Annotated in this window: 9 protein-coding genes; 4 read left to right on the forward strand and 5 right to left on the reverse strand. The window is 69.9% G+C overall.

The window, feature by feature from the left end; translation table 11 throughout:
• Positions 1 to 105 precede the first annotated feature (105 nt).
• Positions 106 to 1,938 carry a serine hydrolase domain-containing protein gene (locus G4D86_RS38335; protein WP_163999254.1) on the reverse strand — a complete coding sequence of 611 codons (1,833 nt, stop codon included), beginning with the start codon at positions 1,936 to 1,938 and terminating at the stop codon, positions 106 to 108.
• Between the two features lie 345 nt (positions 1,939 to 2,283).
• Here G4D86_RS38335 and G4D86_RS38340 point away from each other — a divergent pair, with 345 nt between their 5' ends.
• From G4D86_RS38340 to G4D86_RS38355, 4 genes are all read left to right on the forward strand, one after another.
• The gene (locus G4D86_RS38340; protein WP_163999255.1) at positions 2,284 to 3,999 is read left to right on the forward strand and encodes a hypothetical protein; all 1,716 of its coding nucleotides are present in this window, start codon (positions 2,284 to 2,286) and stop codon (positions 3,997 to 3,999) included.
• A 69-nt stretch (positions 4,000 to 4,068) separates the two neighbouring features.
• Positions 4,069 to 6,078, forward strand: coding sequence for a radical SAM protein (locus G4D86_RS38345; RefSeq protein ID WP_163999256.1), 2,010 nt, complete (start codon positions 4,069 to 4,071; stop codon positions 6,076 to 6,078).
• Positions 6,079 to 6,411: 333 nt separating this feature from the next.
• Positions 6,412 to 7,440: a phytanoyl-CoA dioxygenase family protein gene (locus tag G4D86_RS38350; protein WP_163999257.1), complete on the forward strand. Its 1,029-nt coding sequence runs from the start codon at positions 6,412 to 6,414 to the stop codon at positions 7,438 to 7,440.
• A gap of 162 nt (positions 7,441 to 7,602) precedes the next feature.
• Positions 7,603 to 9,594 (forward strand): S8 family serine peptidase, encoded by a 1,992-nt coding sequence (locus G4D86_RS38355; RefSeq protein ID WP_163999258.1) that lies wholly within the window; start codon positions 7,603 to 7,605, stop codon positions 9,592 to 9,594.
• 193 nt (positions 9,595 to 9,787) lie between these two features.
• Here the strand turns inward: G4D86_RS38355 and G4D86_RS38360 are convergent, their stop codons facing one another.
• The 4 genes from G4D86_RS38360 to G4D86_RS38375 all read right to left on the reverse strand — a co-directional run bounded on the left by G4D86_RS38360 (position 9,788) and on the right by G4D86_RS38375 (position 18,571).
• Positions 9,788 to 11,131 carry a glycoside hydrolase family 88 protein gene (locus tag G4D86_RS38360; RefSeq protein WP_240360703.1) on the reverse strand — a complete coding sequence of 448 codons (1,344 nt, stop codon included), beginning with the start codon at positions 11,129 to 11,131 and terminating at the stop codon, positions 9,788 to 9,790.
• 213 nt (positions 11,132 to 11,344) lie between these two features.
• On the reverse strand, positions 11,345 to 13,774 hold the full coding sequence (locus G4D86_RS38365) for a M12 family metallopeptidase (RefSeq protein ID WP_163999260.1): 2,430 nt from the start codon (positions 13,772 to 13,774) through the stop codon (positions 11,345 to 11,347).
• Positions 13,775 to 13,945: 171 nt separating this feature from the next.
• Complete coding sequence (locus tag G4D86_RS38370; protein WP_163999261.1) at positions 13,946 to 16,609, reverse strand: helix-turn-helix transcriptional regulator; 2,664 nt, start codon at positions 16,607 to 16,609, stop codon at positions 13,946 to 13,948.
• Positions 16,610 to 16,744: 135 nt separating this feature from the next.
• Positions 16,745 to 18,571 (reverse strand): DUF885 domain-containing protein, encoded by a 1,827-nt coding sequence (locus G4D86_RS38375; protein WP_163999262.1) that lies wholly within the window; start codon positions 18,569 to 18,571, stop codon positions 16,745 to 16,747.
• Positions 18,572 to 18,597 lie beyond the last annotated feature (26 nt).

Genomic DNA, 18,597 nt, shown 5'->3' on the forward strand with positions numbered 1-18,597 from the left:
GTTGCAGGAGGCACAGTGCCCGCGCGAGCACCGCGCGGGGGAGTGTTCAGCCGGTGAAGCCGGGCATGCGGCGAACGGGCACCCCCGTGCGGTGGTCGCGCCGCGCTACCACCGCCACAGCGCGAACGAGAGCAACTGGAACGTCGCAAGCCAGGTGCTCAGGCACACGACGGCCGCGGACCCGAGGAGGCAGCGCCACCTGGCCACGGCCGCGGGCTCCTCCCGCCAGGTGCGCACGCTGAGGACGAGGCCGGCCACGCCGAGGGCAGGGAAGAGCACGGATGCAGCCCAGACACCCACCGTCTGCCAGTTCATGTGCCCGAGCAGCGTCAGCTCCAGGTTCGCCGCACAGACGATGCCGAGCACCAGCGACAGCAGCGCGAGCGACGGCAGGCGGCGCACCCAGCGGTTGCGCAGCGACTTGCGTCGCCCGAAGGGCGTACTCAGCAGGAGGACGAACGACAGCAGCACGCTCGCGAGCGGAAGGAGCGCAGCCGCCATCGAGGTGCGCTGCAGGTAGTCGCCCCCCATCTCGAGTCCCACGGCCGCGCCGCCCCCATCCCGGACCACGATTCCGTTGACCACGTCGCCGTAGTCGACGTCGGCGAGCCGTCCGTCGCCGTGGTGCTTCAGCATTGCCTGATAGCCGAACCCCGGCAGGAAGGGCTCGATGGTCAGCGTGTCGGCCTGCGCCTTCACGTGGCTCGCATCGAGCAGGTAGGTGGGGAGGCTCAGCAGTGAAATGCGCGGGTTGACGAGGCGGTACCAGCCGTCGACGTCGCCTGCGATGGGGTGGTGGGCCGGCGCCGGCGGCTTCCACTGCGTCTGGTGGGAGATGAAGGCGGCGAGCGGCTCTTCGAGCTGGCGCATCGCGTTCTCGCTGTTGAGCAGCAGCACGTAGCCCATGCCCTGCTCGACGTGGAAGTGCATGCTCGCCCTCGCGCCCAGCACGCCACCGGAGTGGCCCTGCCAGAGCGCGCCGCTGACGATGCGGTGGTGCAGTCCCAGCCCCGCGCCGTAGGCGAGGCCACCCCGGGTGCCCACCGTCGACTGGGGCTGCTTCATGGCACGGACACTCTCGGGCCGCAGCACCCCGGGGGCGGAGGCGCCGTCAGTGAGCACGAAGCGGCCGAGCCTGGCCAGGTCCGTCGCCGTGCACCACAGCGCACCGTCGGCCTGGGTCTGCTCGAAGAACACCGGGGTGCGGTGCATGTCGACGCCGCTGTGGCCCTCGGCGTGGTCGCCTTGGGCGGCTTGCGAGGAGAGGGCGGCGACCCGCGTGATGCCCAGCGGCCCGAGGACCCGCTCCGAGACGACCTCGTCCCAGGGCTTCTGGTAGTGGGCCTCCAGGATGGCGCCGAGCAGTACGTATCCGGGGTTGCTGTAGCTCTCGTGCATGCCGGGCCGCCAGCGCACCGCGAGCGGCTCGGGGTGCTGGAGGCTGCTCTCGAGGTGGCGCCCCCGCCGCTCGACGGGGCTGAAGAAGGCCTTGGCGTGCGTGTCGTCGAAACCCGCGGTGTGGGTGAGCAGGTGAATCACACGGACCGGGTCGGTGGCGTCGAACGGGTTCCGGATGGGCGCTTCCGGCAGCAGGTCCGAGACTGGGGTCTGCAGCCCGAAGTGGCCCTGCTCGATGAGCTGCATGATGGCGATCGCCGTCACCGTCTTCGTGATGGAGCCGATGCGGAAGAGCGTGCCGTCGGTGACGGGGACCCGCGTGTCGTTGTCGGCCAGCCCGATGACCCCGCTGAGCACGGTGCCCTGGCGGTCGAACACCGCGTAGCTCGCGCCCGGGATGTGGTGCTCCGTGAGCAGCTCGGTCAGGGACTGGCGCAGCTCGGCCGCCGTCGTCGGCTCCGGCTTCGCGGGAGCGGTCGTTGCGAGGCCGAGCGTCGGGACGAGCAGGGCGAAGACCCACAGGGGGGCGAGGCACTTCATCGGTTCTCCGGGGGAGCTGGGGGGGAAGGCTCCGCGCGTCCGGCTTCCGGAGGTGCTCGGAGTCCGAGCACGCGCTCGTTCCGCGCTGACTACGATGCGGCCGCCGGCCCATTTCGCGGCGACGACCGAAAAGCTCGAGAGGCGCGCGCGGGCGAGCCCGCCTGCACCATCGGGCTCACCTGTGCGGCCCGGGACCTGGGCTCGGCGGGGGCGTCCCTGGCTTGGAGACAGAACCCGGGGAGCACGGAGACTTTTCTGCGGGGCCGTCCTCGTTTAGGAAACGCGGCCATGCACAGACCGGCTTCTTCATCCCGCGCGTTTCGCAGTCCGCCTCCCCCGTTCCCCATGTCCCGTCCGACAGGAGTCCGCCTCCTGGCGGCGCTGGCGCTCACCCTGATGGCCGTGGGCTCCGTGGGCTGTGGCTCGGAGGATTCGCCGTCCAACCCCACGCCGACGCCCTCGCGGGATGCCGGCTCGACGCCTGTGGACTCGGGCGTCACCGAGCCGGACGCTGGCTCCGTGGAGACGGACGCGGGCGTGACGCCGGCCGCCGTCACGCTCCAGGCCTGGTCCGAGCTGACGCTCCAGTTCTCCCCGGACGCCTCGGTGGCGCTCCCCGTCCAGGTCCTCCGCCAGGCCCCATTCGCCGCGGACGTGACGCTCTCCGTGACGGACCTGCCGCCGCACGTGAGCGTCGCCTCCGTGCTCGTGCCTGGGACGGAAGCCACGAAGACGCTCACCTTCACCGTGGACGAGTTCGCCGCGTATGGACGCTTCTCCGTGAAGCTGGTGGCTGTCGGCGGTAGCGAGCAGGCCGAGCTCCCGCTGACGCTGGACATCCAGCACGGCCGGGCCGCGCTGGACTCGTCCTTCGGCACCGGTGGCGTCGCGGTGCCGGACCTGGGCTACCCGGCGGTGCGCATCAACGCCATGGCCGCGCAGCCGGACGGCAAGTGGGTGCTGGTGGGCTCCACCGGCTCTACCGGGCTCCGGGACGTGCTGGTGGCCCGGCTGCTCGCGGACGGGACGCCGGACCCCGACTTCGGCACGAAGGGCGCCGTCGCCACCGACGTCTGCGGTGGAGATGACTACGTCGACGCCGTCACCGTCCTGTCGGACGGGAGGATTCTCGTGGCGGGCGGCGCCATCTACGGCGCGGGCAGCTGCTCGGGCACGAAGTACCAGGGCGCGCTCTTCGTCCGCTACACGGCCACCGGCGCCCTGGACACCACGTTCGGCGGCACGGGCGTGCGCGCCTTCCAGATCTCCGCGGGCGTGGCCACCCTGCACGCTGTCACGGTGGACTCGCAGGGCCGCGTCGTCGGCGCGGGCACGGTGCAGAACAACGACCTGGACCTGCTGGTGATGCGCCTCACGGCCACGGGCGCCCAGGACACCACCTTCAGCGCTGACGGGCTGGCCTGGCTGGACCTGGGCGACGACGAGGACGGCCTGGGCGTCGTCACGCAGGCGGATGACGAGGTGGTGGTGGCGGGGACGTCGACGGGCAGCACGAACCTCCTGGCGCTCGTGCGCTTCAACATCGATGGCACGAAGGACACGGGCTTCTCATACTCGACGGGCTTCGCGTACCCGAAGATGACGCCCCGGACCCTGCACCTGCTGCCGGACGGCAACCTGCTGGTGGGGAGCAGGGGCGTGTTCGACTCGGGCGGCACCGAATCCGCGGCGACCCTGCTCCGCGTCACTTCGACCGGGGCACCGGACACGACCTTCGCGACGACGACGGGCATCCGCAGCTACTCGGCGGTGACGAACCTGGCGAAGGACGCGCTGGTGGGGACCGCCATCCTTCCCGGTGGGGAATTCGCCATCACCACCTGGAGCAAGGACGCCGCGGGCGTGTCCGGAGTCGGCGTCATCCACGTGTCGGCGGACGGAAAGACGGTGCTGCGCCAGCACCGCACCGACCTGCCCGGTGAGGAACGGCCGGTGTGCGCTGCCCTCGGCGCGGATGGCGTACTGGGCGTGGCCGGTATGCGCAAGGAGTCAGGCCAGTCCGCGGAGACGCCCTTCGTGACGCGCTTCTGGCCGTACTGACGGGCGAGCCCGGCTCGAGCCGGCGCGGCGGCCTCCAGACGGGTAACATGCGCGCCCGGGGGTGACCACATGACTCCGGGCGTTGGCATTGCGGGCGGACACAATGAGGTGCTGTTCCCTGGCAACCGTGGCTGCGAGAACTTCTTCACGCTGCTGGAGCAGGAACGCCTGCCGATGCGTCTGCTCGACGGCCGGCTCACCCCCGAGTCACTGGAGGGCCTCGAGCTGCTCCTGCTCGGAGGCCCCCGACTGGACCTCGAGCGCGAGGAGGCTCGGGCCATCTCGGACTGGGTCGAAGCCGGAGGCAGCCTGCTCATCACGCTCGATGACGTCCAGCCCGGCCAGGTCCTCGCATCCCTGTTCGACGGCCTCGTGTACACCCAGGTGGGGGGAGAGGTTGGAAAGCCGTTCGCGGGATGGTGGCTCGACCCGGTCCAGTCGGACCGCCCCGTCCGCTACGAAGTCCCGCTCGAGCCCGGAGTGCCCGCTGGCCTCCAGCTACAACGGTCCGTCATCCAGTGGCGCCGGGGTGCGGGCGCGGTCTGTGTCTTCGGCCGTGGCTGGAGGCTCATCGGTCCCATCTTCTCCGCGCGCTTCGCGTCCTGGCTGGTGACGCTGTGGCGCCACCGCACGGCGGCCGAGGTCGCTCGCCGCCGCGCGCTGCCCCAGCGGCACCGCCTGCTCCAGGGCTATCCGATGGCGCCCCAGCTGCGGAAGGACATCGACGAGGACATGCTCGCGCACCTCGAAAACTGGCTCGGACTGGAAGAGGGAAGGCCTTGCGTGGTCGGGGTGCTGCCGCACCCGTTCTGCAATCCGGCCGTCAAGGGGTGTGGGTTCTGCACCTTCCCGCAGGAGGCGTATCGGAACACCTCCGCGGAGCAGGTTGCCGCGGAGGTCGCACGCGAGCTGATGCAGGGAACACGGTGGGGGCGGCTCACGAACAAGCCCGTCGAAGCGCTCTACTTCGGGGGTGGCACCGCCAACCTCACCCCACCGGAGTCCTTCCGCGCGCTGTGCCGGGCCGCTCGTGCCGCGCTGCCCCTGGCCGAGGACGCGGAAGTCACCCTGGAGGGCGTGCCCATCTACTTCAGCGCCAGGAAGCCCTCGCTGCTGGAGGTGCTGCGCGAGGAGCTGCCCGACAAGTACTACCGCATCAGCATGGGCATCCAGACCTTCGATGACGTGCAGCTCGCGAGGATGGGCCGTACCGCCATCGGTGGGCCCGTGGCGGTGGAGAAGGCGGTGCGCGCCGCGAGGGACCAGGGCTTCTCCTGCTCCGGCGACCTGCTCTTCAACCTGCCCGGCCAGAGCCGCGCGCAGATGCTGGCCGACGTGGACCGGGCCATCGACCTGGGACTGGACCAGGTCTGCGTCTACCACCTGGTGCTCTTCGAGGGGCTGGGCACCGAGTGGAGCAGGCAGCCCGCGCTCCTGTCGGCGCTGCCCTCCAACACCGAGGCGTGCGCCAACTGGCTGGCGGTCCGCGAGCGGCTGCTGGAGCAGGGCTTCATCCAGACCACGCTCACCAACTTCGAGCGCGCGAAGTTGCAAGGGACGCCGCGCTCCTTCCGGTACGAGCCCTACGGCTTCTCCCCCGAGACGTACGACGTGTTCGGCTTCGGCCCCGCCGCACTCAACATCTTCGACGCGCAGTTCGGGTGGCTCAAGACGGCCAACCCCGAGGGCGCGGGTGACTACCTCGCGGCTCGGGCCCGGGGACGCACCGCCGAGCGCATGCTGCTATTGGGCGGCTGGGACAAGCGCCTGCTCTACCTCACCCGGAAGGTGGCGCTGCTCGGCATCGACACCGCGGCCTACCGGTCCTGGTGCAAGACGGAGATTTTCGACGACTTCGGCCGCGAGCTGACGGCCCTGCTCGACGCGGGCCTGCTCGCGCAGGTGGGCGAGCGGCTGGAGCTCACGCCGGAGGGGATGTTTCATGGCGACACCATCGCCGGCACGCTCGCCTGGCGGCACGTCCGCTCCGTGCAGGCCCTGGACGTCGTCGCACCCACCCGGCACCGGCTCTCCTACGACGACGCGCTCGACGCGTCCGTCTACGGCTCCATGGGCTGAGTGCACTCCCTGTTCCACGGAGCCCACACGCGAGGACTTCAAGAGGGTGCTCGAGGCCTGGAAGAGTGCGACCGGCGCTGCCGTGACTGTCCATGATGCCGCTCGGGTGCATGGACTTTCATTTCGTTCTCTGGCAGTGATTTGCATGATTTCCCATACCCATACCCAGCACGCCGTGCCGGAAGGCGTGCCACTGAAACCATGAACTCCAGACAACCTCTCCCCTCAGCCTTTCATTTGCTGAAGAGCGTCGTTCCCCGCTTCGTCGTCGACCGGATTCCCCAGCGCGTGAAGGAATCCGTCCCCCGGAGCCTTGGAGAAGCCCTGCCACTCGTGAAGGGCCTGGTCCCCCAGTCGGTCCGGGAGCGGATTCCCCCCGCAGTCAAGGAGCGCATCCGGAACCTGCTCGGAGCCACCGTCTCCCCGTTCCCCTCCGTGGAGGACGACTCCACTCCCGTCACCGACATCCTCGCTGCCCGGGGCATCCAGCTTCGGCGGCTCACGGCGTACCGGCGGGAAAACTTCCCGGAGGACGGGCCGGGGATGTGGCTCGACGCACCGGATGCCGAGCTGCGCATCGACGCCAGGCTGCGCGCCGGCCTCATCACCGCCGACGAGGCCGAGCAGTGCCGCAAGTTCACGCGTGATGGCTACATCATCGTGGAGAAGCTCTTCGACGATGCGTTCCTCGACCGGCTCTGGGACGCATTCCTGCGTGACATCCAGGCGGGACGTGTTCCCTTGGAGCCGGAGAAGCCGGGTGAAGACCGCTCCGAATGGGGGCGCGTGCTCAACATCCACAACTACGTGCCGGAGATGAAGGAGCTGCTCTTCCACGAGCGCCTGAAGCAGCGGGTTTCCCTGCTGGTGGGGCGCGAGGCGATTCCCTTCCAGACCATCCCCGCGTTCCGGGGCTCGGAGCAACTGCCGCACTCGGACGCAATCCACATGACGACCTACCCGCTGGGCTTCCTGAGCGCGGCGTGGGTTGCCTTCGAGGACATCCATCCTGACTCGGGCCCCCTCGTGTACTACCCGGGAAGCCACCGGCTGCCCTACTTCCTCTCGAAGGAGGTCGGCATCGGGCCCTCCGAGTTCAAGGAGCAGGGCCGCAATCCGTACACCAACAGGTACGAGCCGTTCATCCAGCGGAAGGTGGAGGAACTGGGGCTCAAGCCCGCCTACTTCACCCCGAAGAAGGGCGACGTGCTCATCTGGCACCACAACCTGCTCCACGGCGGCTCGCCGCGCCGCGTGCGCTCGCACACGCGCAAGTCGGTGGTGTGCCACTTCTACGCCAGCAACGTCATCTGCTACCACGACCTCTCGGGCGACCCCGCGGGCGTCGGCGTGAAGGCCTGAGGCACTCGCTGGCCGCGCCGGGTGCGTTGAAGTGGGAACAGCCCGGCGGCGTGCACGGCCCTGTCCACGAAAGCTGCGTTGACCGGTTTATCAAGAAAAGCTAATTCAACGGCCTGTGCGAGGGCTTCCGAGTCGGTGCCCGCACGTTCCCCGAGAGGCCGAATGAAACTGAAACTGACCCAGGCTGTGAGTGCCATCTTCCTGCTGGCCGCGGCATGCGGCCCGATGCCCGAGGCACAGGAATCCGACAGCGAGCAACTCGGTCAATCGGCGCAGATGATCCGCCGTGCCCGGGCCGTCCCCAACGAGTACATCGTCGTCCTGCGCGACTCCTCGCAGGAGGTCCGGCAGCAGGGGGCGGCGAGCATCTCCCAGGAGCTGGTGTCCCTGGCCGGGGGCAAGGTGCTGCGGACCTATGAGCACACCATCCACGGCTTCCTGGCGAACATGAGTGAGGCCGAGGCGCAGCGCCTCCTGTCCGATCCTCGCGTGGCGTATGTGCAGGAGAACGGCCTGCTCCACGTGTCGGCGACGCAGACCAGCGCGACCTGGGGCATCGACCGCATCGACCAGCGTGATCTGCCGCGCAACAGCTCCTACACCTACAACGTCGACGGCACCGGCGTGCATGCGTACGTCATCGACACCGGTATCCGGCTGACCCACACCGAGTTCACCGGTCGCACCGGCAACGGCTACGACTTCATCGACAACGACAGCGACCCCACGGACTGCCATGGCCATGGCACGCACGTGTCGGGCACGGTGGGCGGAACGACGTGGGGCGTGGCGAAGAAGGTCACCCTCCACGGGGTGCGGGTGCTCGACTGCACGGGCTATGGAAACGACGCGCAGGTCATCGGCGGCATCGACTGGGTGGCGGCCAACCACGTCAAGCCCGCGGTCGCCAACATGAGCCTGGGCGATGTCGGCATTCCGGCCATCGATGACGCGACGGAGCGGTTGATTGCCGCGGGTGTCACGACGGTGGTCTCCGCCGGCAACGACAGCGACAACGCCTGCAACTACTCGCCGGCCCGTACGCCCAACGCCATCACCGTGGGCTCCACCACCAGCAGCGATGCCCGCTCGTCGTTCTCCAACTACGGGACGTGCGTGGACATCTTCGCGCCGGGCTCGAGCATCACCTCGGCCTCGAACTCCGGCAACTCGGCGAGCACCTCGATGAGTGGCACGTCCATGTCCTCGCCGCACGTGGCCGGCGCCGCGGCGCTCTACCTGAGCGCCAACCCCACCGCGACGCCCGCGCAGGTGCGTGACGCGCTGGTGAACAACTCCACGCCGAACAAGGTCACCAGCCCGGGGACCGGCTCGCCCAACAGGCTGCTGTACACGCTCTTCATCACCGGTGGTGGCAGTGACACCACCGCGCCCACGACGTCCATCACCTCGCCCGCGGGCGGCGCCACGCTGAGCGGCACCGCGAGCGTGAGCGCCAGCGCCTCCGACAACGTGGGCGTGTCGCGCGTGGAGTTCTACGCGGGCACCTCGCTGCTGGGCACGGCGACGGCTGCGCCGTACAGCATCTCGTGGAACACGACGACGGTGGCCAACGGCACCTACGCGCTGACGACGAAGGCGTATGACGCGGCGAACAACGTGGGCACGTCGGCCACGGTGTCGGTGACGGTGAACAACGGCACGGGCACCTGCTCCATCTCCGAGCAGCTCCTGGCCAACGCGGGCTTCGAGAGTGGCAACACGGGCTGGACCACCTCTTCGGGCGTCATCGACGGTACGACGTCGGGCAATGCGCCGCGCACGGGCACGTACAAGGCCTGGCTGAACGGCTACGGCACCACGCGCACCGAGTTCGCCTACCAGGACATCACCATCCCCTCCACGGCGTGCAGCGCCACGCTCAGCTTCTGGGCGCTCATCACCACGTCGGAGACGACGACCACGACGGCCTACGACAAGCTGGCCATCCAGATTCGCAACAGCGCGGGCACGGTGCTGGCGACGCTGGCCACCTACAGCAACCTGGACAAGGGCACGGCCTACGTGCAGCGGACGTTCGACCTGGCCGCGTACAAGGGGCAGACCATCCGCGTCTACTTCAACGGCACGGAGGACGCGTCGCTGAAGACGAGCTTCTTCATCGATGACACCGCGGTGAACATCGTCCGGTAGTCCTCCGGACGGCGTCGACACCGGGACGCCAGGCTGAAATTCAAGGTTCAGGAGCCCAGCAAGCCCACCCGGTTGCTGGGCTTTTTCTTTGTCGTTCGCGAAGCGGGTCTACCTGTTCGTGCACCGTCTCGCGGGAATCGAAGCTGAGGACACGTCTCCTGGAGGATTGGCCAGGCCCGTCGTCCGGTAGGCCTCAGCGCGCCGACATGCCCTTGCGGCGCGTGACCAGCAGCCAGAGCAGCAGCCCGACCGCGCTCATTGTCGAGCCGGGCGCCGCCGAGGCGCAGCCCCCCTGCCCATCATCATCCCCACGCGCCTCCGGCTGGGGAGGAGGCATCGGGGCCGCCGGCGGCACGGGCGAGGGCACTGCGAGGGACTGCTTGAAGCGCAGCAACGCCTCGACGAAGTAGTAGTCGCCGTAGATGAGGCTCTCGTCGATGGCCTCGCCCCTGGGCTTGATGGGCGTCCGGTAGAACGCCACACCATGCAGGAGGATGCCCGGGCTCTGGGTGCCGACGGCCAGGTACGCCGGTGAGCTGAGGCTGTCGAGCATCGCCAGGGCCGCCGAGTGGTACCGCTCCTTCACGGCCGCGTCCGTGACGTAGGTGTGCAGCTCCAGGAGCGCCGAAGCCACGGCGGCCGCCGCCGACGAGTCCTTCACCTGCTGGTCCGCGGGCGCGTCCATGTCCCAGTACGGAATGGAGTCCGGAGGCAGCCGGTCCAGGTAGTAGTCCGTCACCTTGCGGGCCGCCTCCAGCATGCGCGGGTCCTTCGTGTACCGGTAGGCCAGGGTGAAGCCGTAGATGGCCCAGGCGTGTCCGCGGGACCATGTCGAAGGGTCGGAGTGCCCCTGGAAGGTCTCCCTCGAGCGGATGTGGCCCGCGTCGTCGTAGTCCACGACGTGAAAGGTGCCGCCGTCCGGGCGGACCATGTCGCGCAGGGTCACCAGCGCATGGCTCAGCGCCATGTCCTTCCAGGCGGGGTCGCCACCGTTCTCGGCCGCCCAGAAGAGCAGCTCCAGGTTCATCATCGTGTCGGTGACGAGCGGAACCTTCCACTCCCGGTTCCAATCACAGCAGTTGATGACCCCCGAGGGCGCATGGAAGCGCTGCGCCAGCGAGCCGGCCGCCGTCAGCAGCACGTCGCGATAGGATGCGTCCCCCGTCAGGCGGTACGCATTGCCAAAGCTGGGGACGAACTTGAATCCCAGGTCATGCGTCTGGGTATTGGTCTTCTGGACCTCGAGGGGGCGCGTCCTCGCCTCCGCCCGCTCCCGCCAGACCGGGTCTTCCGCCGACTCGTACATGAACCAGAGCAGGCCCGGATAGAAGCCCTGGATCCAATCGACGCGGTTGTCCGCGGGGACGAGCTTCCACGTGCGGTTGTCGACTGTGTTCTTGGGGTACTGGTCCAGCGGGATGTCCGCGCTCGTGGACGTCCGGGCCAGCTGCTCCCGGGCGAACTGGAGGGCCCGGTCCGCCGCGGCTTCATCGAAGGCCCAGGCCTGCCCCGCCGTGAGGGCACAGGTTGCCGCCACCAGAAAACAGCTCCAGGTTCGATTTTGCAGCCTTCCCATCATTGTCCTGCCCTCCAGACAAACCTCTGGGGAACATGGGCAAGGGGGCAGGGAGGGGCGACCGGCCTTCAGCAGGCGGCCGGGCGTCCGCCTACCGGCCTGGCCGGGGCCCCCACGCGCTGGAGCCTGCAGCAGGTTCCGCGCGCTGGAACCTGCTGCAGGTCTCGCCGTGAATCAGTCCAGGAAGCCGTCGAGAAGGGGGAAGTAACCCCACAGCTCGAAATAGAGGACGTTCCCGGGCACGACACCGGTGCCATGGTCGAGCAGCATGACCTTGCCCTCCGCAGGCGTCCGGTTGATGGTCAGCAGCTGGCTGTGGCCCTTGTTTCCGAAATCACCCGCGAGCTGGAGGTCGTCCTGATCCAACCAGTACGTCAGGTTCCCCGGTGTGCTCCAGGGCTCCTGATAGACGGCGGTGCCAAGCTGGGTGGGTGTCACGTTGAGGGAGTAGTCGAGCACCATCAGCTTGCCGCCAGCCCCACCGCGGTTGATGAACATCACCTGATCGTGGCCCAGGCCCCTGAAGTCACCCACGAGCCGCAGGTCGTCCTCGTCCAGCCAGTCGCCCGACAGCCACGAGGCGCTGGTCCACGTCTCGGAAGCACGAGCGACGCCGCCCAGCACGCCGGTCGAGTAGTCCACCACCGCCACCTTGCCGCTCTCGCCGCTGCGGTTGATGAACAGGAGCTGGTCGTACCCCAGGCCCATGAAGTCACCGGCGAGCTGCAGGTCATTGGCATCCATCCACCCACTCAGCAGCTGGGACTGGCCCCACTCCTCGCGGTAGGCAATGGAGCCGAACCGGCCCGGCGCTGACGGCGTCTTGAAGTCCATCAGCATCAGCTTTCCCAACTGGCCTTCGCGGTTGATGAACATCACCTGGTCATGCCCCCGGTTCGCGAAGTCACCCACGAACCGCAGGTCCTCGTCATCCAGCCACCCACCCAGCAGGGTGCTCTCCGAATACGCCTCATAGCCTCGCATCAGCCCCGGGACCTGGGTGGACTTGAAATCCAACACCATCAGACGGCCGCTTTCACCGCTGCGATTGATGAACAACACCTGGTCGTAGCCCAGGCCCATGAAGTCACCCACGAGCTGGTCGTCGTCCTCGTCGATCCACCCGCTCAGCAACGGGTGCTGCCCCCACTCCTCCGTATAACCAGACACCCCCGGCATGGCGAGGGCCCCGTAGTTGACCACCTTCACCTTGATGCCAGCACCGTCCGGATTGATGTACATCATCTGGTCGTAGCCCAGGCCCATGAAATCCCCCTTGAGCTGGATGTCCGAACCGTACTTCACGTGGTAGCCGGCTTTCGGGTGCCAGGTGATCGTCCCCCCTTGGAAATGATTGCGCATCAGGCCACTCGGAAGGGTCTCCGTATCGTCCACGGGATAGCCCAGCGCACCGTTCTCATAACCCAGTTGCGCATACCGGGTGGCGATCTCTCCCCGGACGATGTGCGCGCCCGCATCCGGATGGAAATAGATGAAGCCGAGCGCATAGTGGCGGTAGCGCCCATGGTTCTTCGCGGCCCCCTCGGGACCGACCGGATACCCCAGAGTGGCGACACCCAGGAATCCATACTTCCGGCTCACATAGCTGCCGTACATGGAGGTCAATCCACCGATGTCGCCGTCGCTCAGCTCGATTCGCTGGCCAATCACCACACCGGCGGGAACGGTCTGCGTGACGGTGAAGAGCGGCAGCCGGTTGTGGGTGGTCGGGTCCTCCTTGGAGCAGCTCTCGCTGAGGCGCTTGTAGTGCATGATGGAGCCATAGTCATAGGGACCGTTGACCTCCTCCTGCACCTTGTCGAATTCATCCAGACAGTCAGCGAAGTTCGCCGGGTGCACCTGGATGAACTGGTCACGGTCCTGGCGGCTCTGCTCGTGGTACAGCCCCATGGCATGACCCAGCTCGTGGAGGGCACGCCCACGATCGCATTCCGTTCCCAGGTACAGCGGCTGCGGGTTGGAAACGATAATCCGGCCGGAGAGCCTCCCGACGACGGACTGGCACTTGCCGGAGTCGCTCGGCTGCTTGATGACGACACAATCACCGAGGAAGTCGCACTCCGCCTGCCACTTGAAGCGGATGACGGTGTACCTCTCCCACTGAGCCATCGCCCACCACACGTCCGCTTTACGAGACTCGGGGAAGTCATAGGCAAAGGTGTAGGTCACCTCCCCGCCAGGCCAGAGGTTGTCATCGTCGTGGTAGCCCACGCTGGAAGCACTCACCCCGGACCGCGCTCCGGGCCGTGCTTCACGCAGGCGCTGGCTCTCCGCTTCGACCTGCTCCACGGGGCCCAACAAGACATCGCCGAAGGCGACCGCCCAGCCATCCTTCACCCGGTAGTTCACGTCCTGGGGCGTCTGGCTGCGCCCCAACGGAAGGAACGCCGAACCCCGCACTTCGTTTTCTTCGGCCGGGGGCCGGGCCACTTCTGCCGGCGTGCCTTCCGGCACGTCCTGCACCTCACGCCCGCAGCCAGTCCCGGCCAGCGCCAGCAGGAAGAAGCCCCCCGCCAATGAGAGGGCGCCCCGCGCCCCGCGATGGTGCCTTCCCATGTTCATTGTTTCCTTCGTCCAGTTCATCAATGGTCTCCTTCGAGGTCCCGCAGGCACACCGGGCGCAGCAGCCCCAGCGCCCGCCCCAGCAGCGCGAGCGACTCCAGAGCCTCTCTGCGCTGGTGATGGACCAGGAGTAGCGGACGGGGGCCCGCGGCCGCGTCATCCCAAAGGATGACGGGCCCCGGAGCGCGGGCCTCAGAGCAGGTGCAGGGCGCGGGCGCGGGCGGCGGCCTCGGTGCGGCTGGCCGCACCCAGCTTGGACAGGAGGCGCGCCACGTGCGTCTTCACCGTGGGCAGCGACACACCCAGCGCGGTGGCCACCTCCTGGTTTCCCAGGCCCCCGGCCACGAGGCGCAGCACCTCCAGCTCGCGCGCCGTGAGGGCCAGCCCCGTGTCCGGCACAGCCACGCCGCGCCCGGCGCTCAGCGGGGCGAGGGCGCCGGCGAGCAGCTCCGCTCCCGGCGCGCGGCTGCCGCGCTCCAGCGCGAGCCGCAGCACCGGCAGCAGGCCAGGCCCCTCCAGGCAGAGCATCCCCGGGATGCCCAGCGCCGCGTGCGCGGTGAGCGCCGCCTCCAGCGCGTGCAGGGCCTCCGCGCCGCGGCCGGCCTCCAGCTGGGCCCGGGCGAGCAGCGCGCGCGCGTCCCCGAAGACGAGCGAGAGCGGTGTGCGTCCCTGCAGCGCGACGGCCTCGCGCGCGTGGCGCACCGCTTCGGCCACCTGCCCCTCGGCCAGCGCGAGCGCTCCGGCGGCCATGGCGCGCGCCGTGGGCGCCACGGGCCACTCGCGCGCGGCCGGCCCGCCGATGCGCGCCGCCAACGCCCGCGCCTCCGGGAGCCTTCCCTGGGCGAGCCGTACGCGCGCGTGCACATAGAACATCCCGGCGCGCCACTCCTCGAACTGCTCCACCACCAGCGCGTGCTCCGCGAGCCCCCGGTCCGCTGCCGCGCCGTCGCCGTGCAGGGCGAGCAGCGCGCTCGCCAGCACTCCGGTGTCCACCATCAGCCAGGGCGGCCCGCCCAGGCGCTCGCTCGCGGCCAGCGCGCGCACGGCGGCCGCGCGCGCCTCCCCCAGCTCCGCGCGCACCAGATGCAGCACCATCGCGTGCGACTCGGCGCTCGCCGTCACCACCGGGGCGGACGAGCGGGCACACATCCTGCGGAAGCGCTCGAGCAGCGCCACGGCGCCGGGCGCGGGCAGGAAGGTGGCGCGCAGATGCATGGCGCAGATGTGCAGCGCGCCTGCGTCCCCCGACGCCTCCGCGACGTCCAGCGCGGCCTGCACCTCGGTGACGGCCTCGGCGAACGCGTCCCGGCCCAGCGCCAGGAAGCCGCTCCCCATGTGCAGCTGCGCACGGCTGCGCGGGGACAGGGGGCGCGCCCGCGCCTGCACCACCATCGCGTCAGCCCGGGTGAAGTCTCCCCGCGTCTGATGGAGGATGGAGAGCTGCACGAGCGCCTCTCCCTCGCCCGCTGCATCGCCTGCCGCCTCGAAGCCCTCCCGCGCCGCCTGCTGCAGGGCCGCCGCGCGAGGGAAGTCGCTGCGGCTCCACGCGTGCACGCCGAGGAAGTGGAGCAGGCGCGGGTGGCGTGCCCGCACCTTCCCGGGCAGCGCCTCCAGCAGCGTGCCCAGCGTCTCGAGCAGCCCCTGGCTGAAGAGCGCGGGGGCCTCCCGCTCCAGCAGCGCCGCGGCCGGCTCCACGTCGCCTGCGCGCAGCAGGTGCCCGACGGCGCGCACGGCCCAGGGGTGCGCCGCGGCCGCGCGCCGGTGGAGCTGCGGCACCTGCTCCGGATGCAGCTGCGCGAGCCGGTGGCGCAGGAAGTCCGAGAGCAGCGCGTGCAGGCGGTACACCGGCCCCAGTTCCTGCATCGCCGGGTTGCCGACGGGGGTCTGCTCCTCGGCGGAGAGCAGGAGGTTTCGCCGCGAGAGCTCCTGTAGCAGCGGCCCCGCGCGTGCGTGGCCGGTGACCGCCTCGCACAGGCCGGGCGTCAGCTCCTCGAGGATGGCGCTGCGCAGCAGGAAGTCCTGCACCTGTGGCGGCTCGTGTCCGAGCACCTCCTCCGCGAGCAGGGCGAAGACGGCGTCCATCTGCGCGGCCGGCACGCGCGCGGTGCTGGCGCCCGGCGCGGCGGTGCGCGCGAGCGACTGGGCGCGGGCCTCGGGGGTCGGCAGTCGCTCGAGGCCCGCGGCGAGCAGGCGCAGCGCGGCCGCCCAGCCGCCCGTGCGCCGCTCCAGGGCCACGAGCGCCTCGGGGGACAGGCCCAGCGCGAGCCGGCCATTGAGCAGGACCTCGGCCTCGTCGGGAGTGAAGCGCAGGTCCTCGAGCCGCAGCTCCGCGAGCTCGCTCCGCGCGCGCAGCCGTGCGAGCGGCAACGGCGGCGCGTGGCGCGCGGCGGCCACGACGTGGACGGTGGGCGGGAGCCGCTCGAGCAGGACCTCGAGCACTTCCAGCGCGGCAGGGTTCGTGAGCACGTGCAGGTCATCGAGCACCAGCACCCGCGGGAGCGCGGGGGCCTCCAGCAGCGCATTCGCCAGCACGCCCGCGACGCGACGGGGCGCTCCCGCCAGGGCGCCGAGGGCGGCCTGCACGCGGTCACCGCAGCCGGGCACCCCCCGCTCGAGCGCGCCCGCGAGGCCCAGCAACAGCGCGGCGGGGGCGTCGTCGCCCGCGTCGAGGGAGAGCCACGCGAAGTCCGCCGCGGGCAGCGCCGCCGGGAGCGCGGCGAGCAGCGTCGTCTTGCCCGCCCCGGCCGGAGCGGACAGCAGTGTGAGCCGATGGGTGGGGACCGCCTTGATCAGCACCTCCAGCAGGCGAGGCCTCGGAAGGTGGTCCGCGCGCAGGCGCGGGAGTTGCAACTTCACGAGCGGGAGCCAGGAAGGAGTCACCCGCGGAGCATGCCACCCCCCGAGAGCGTCCGGACGCCTGTGTTCCACAACGGAACCGCGCGACGGCATGCGTTTCGAAATCGAGGCCGCCGCCGTCCTTCCCGCGTGAGCCTACTTCGCCATCGTGCCCCGTGTCGGCAGCGGGCCGCGCACGAAGTCCGCGAACACCGCCTGGCGCAGCAGGTCCGGCGGCAGCAGGCCCTGGGCGAGCACGAAGTCGTGGAAGCGCCGCGCGTCGAAGCGCTTGCCCACCGCCTGCTCCACCTCTGTGCGCAGCTCGTTGAGGCGGGTGAAGCCGTAGAAGTAGCTGGTGGCCTGGCCCGGCATGCGGAAGGTGTAGCGCTCCACCTCCAGGGTGGCCATTGCTTCGGACAGCACCAGGTCTGTCATCAGCAGCTGCTTCACCTGCTCCGGCGTGGTGCGGCCCAGCTGCAGCTCCGGGTCGCAGAAGGCGCGCGCAGCGCGCATCAGCCGGTGCTGCAGGCTGATGAGCTTCCCCTCCGGCGGGAGGAAGGGCAGGGTGATGCGCTCGGCGTACAGCCCCCAGCCCTCCGCGTTGGTGCTGTTGAAGGCGAAGATGGCGCGGGCGTTGGACACGCCGGCCTCCAGCATGCGCGCGAACTGCAGCTCGTGGCCGGGGCGCGACTCGTGCGCGGTGAGCGTCCAGCTCGCGGCGGCGAAGGTGAAGTCGTCGAGCTTCTTCGCCCCGCCGGGCGCAGTGGACGGCAGGTTGAGCGGGAGCACGAACTCGCCCTGCTCACCCGTGTTGCCCAGCAGCCGGGGAGGGACCATGTACGGCCCCGAGGACCGGGCGCTCTCCGCCTCGCTGGCGAGCCGGATGCGCGCGGGGCGTCTGGGCAGGGTGAGCAGGCGCTCACGGCGGATGATGGCCTCCAGCTGCTTCAGCCTTGACTGGTAGTGGGGGAGGATGGCCTCGCCCACCAGCTGCTCCTTCTTCAGCTCGCGGATGACGGCGCGGTAGTCGGCATCCTTCCAGCCGCGCGCCCTGGCCACCTGCGCGGCCACCTGCTGCATCTGCGCCTGCAGCTCGCCGAAGGCCTTGCGCGCCATCGCTGCCAGTTCGGCGGGCGGCACGTCCACGCCCAGCTCCACCAGGTTGTGCGCATAGACCTCCGGCGGCAGCTGGAAGTCCGTGCGCGCGCGCGGCAGCAGCTCCGTGCGCACGAAGGTGTCGTAGTCCAGCAGCTGCTTCTTCAGCGCGGCGAGCGGCTCCTCGTAGCCCTGGAGGCCGTACTTCTGGAAGAGCGGGGCGAGCCCGTCGAGCAGGAAGGCGTTGTTCTCGAGGTGGCGCTCCAGCTCGGCCTTCATGGGAAGGAGCAGCCCGGGCTTCGCCAGGTGCGCGCGCGTGTCCGCCAGGGCCAGCTCGGCGATGGGCGCGTAGCCCTTCTCCAGCCCCGCGTATCTGCGCAGGCGCACCAGCGCCGCCTGACGCCGCTGCGGGGCCACCTGCTCATCCAGCAGCAGGCGCACGCCGTTGAACACCACCTGCGCCACGCTCGCGTAGGGCACGAAGTACTGCTGCTCGAGCGCGGCGGCCTTCAGCGCGCGCTCCTGCGCCTCGATGAGGATCTGCAGGTCCTGGCGCACCTTGAGGTCCTGCTCCGCGGCGAGCCGGGTGCGCAGCTCCGCCAGCACGGCCTCCCTCGCCTGGCGCATGCGGTCGCGGTAGCCGGGGGTGCGGTCCAGGATGGCCTCGTCCAGTCCCTCCACGCCCGCCCTGGCCGAGTCCTCGGGGTCGAACTTCGACAGCGCGTCCAGCACGTACTTCGTGTGGACGTTGCTTCGCTGCACCCACGCGGGCAGCTGCTGCGGCTTCGCCTGTACCTGGCCCTTCGCGCGGGGTGTGGACTGCGCCAGCGCCGCCGCGGGCGAGGCGAGGGCAAGGGACACGACCAGGGCCAGGGACCTGCTGCGCATGTGCACTCCAGGGGACGGGACGGCGG

The sequence above is a fragment of the Pyxidicoccus caerfyrddinensis genome (assembly GCF_010894405.1).
Classification (GTDB): Bacteria; Myxococcota; Myxococcia; order Myxococcales; family Myxococcaceae; genus Myxococcus; species Myxococcus caerfyrddinensis.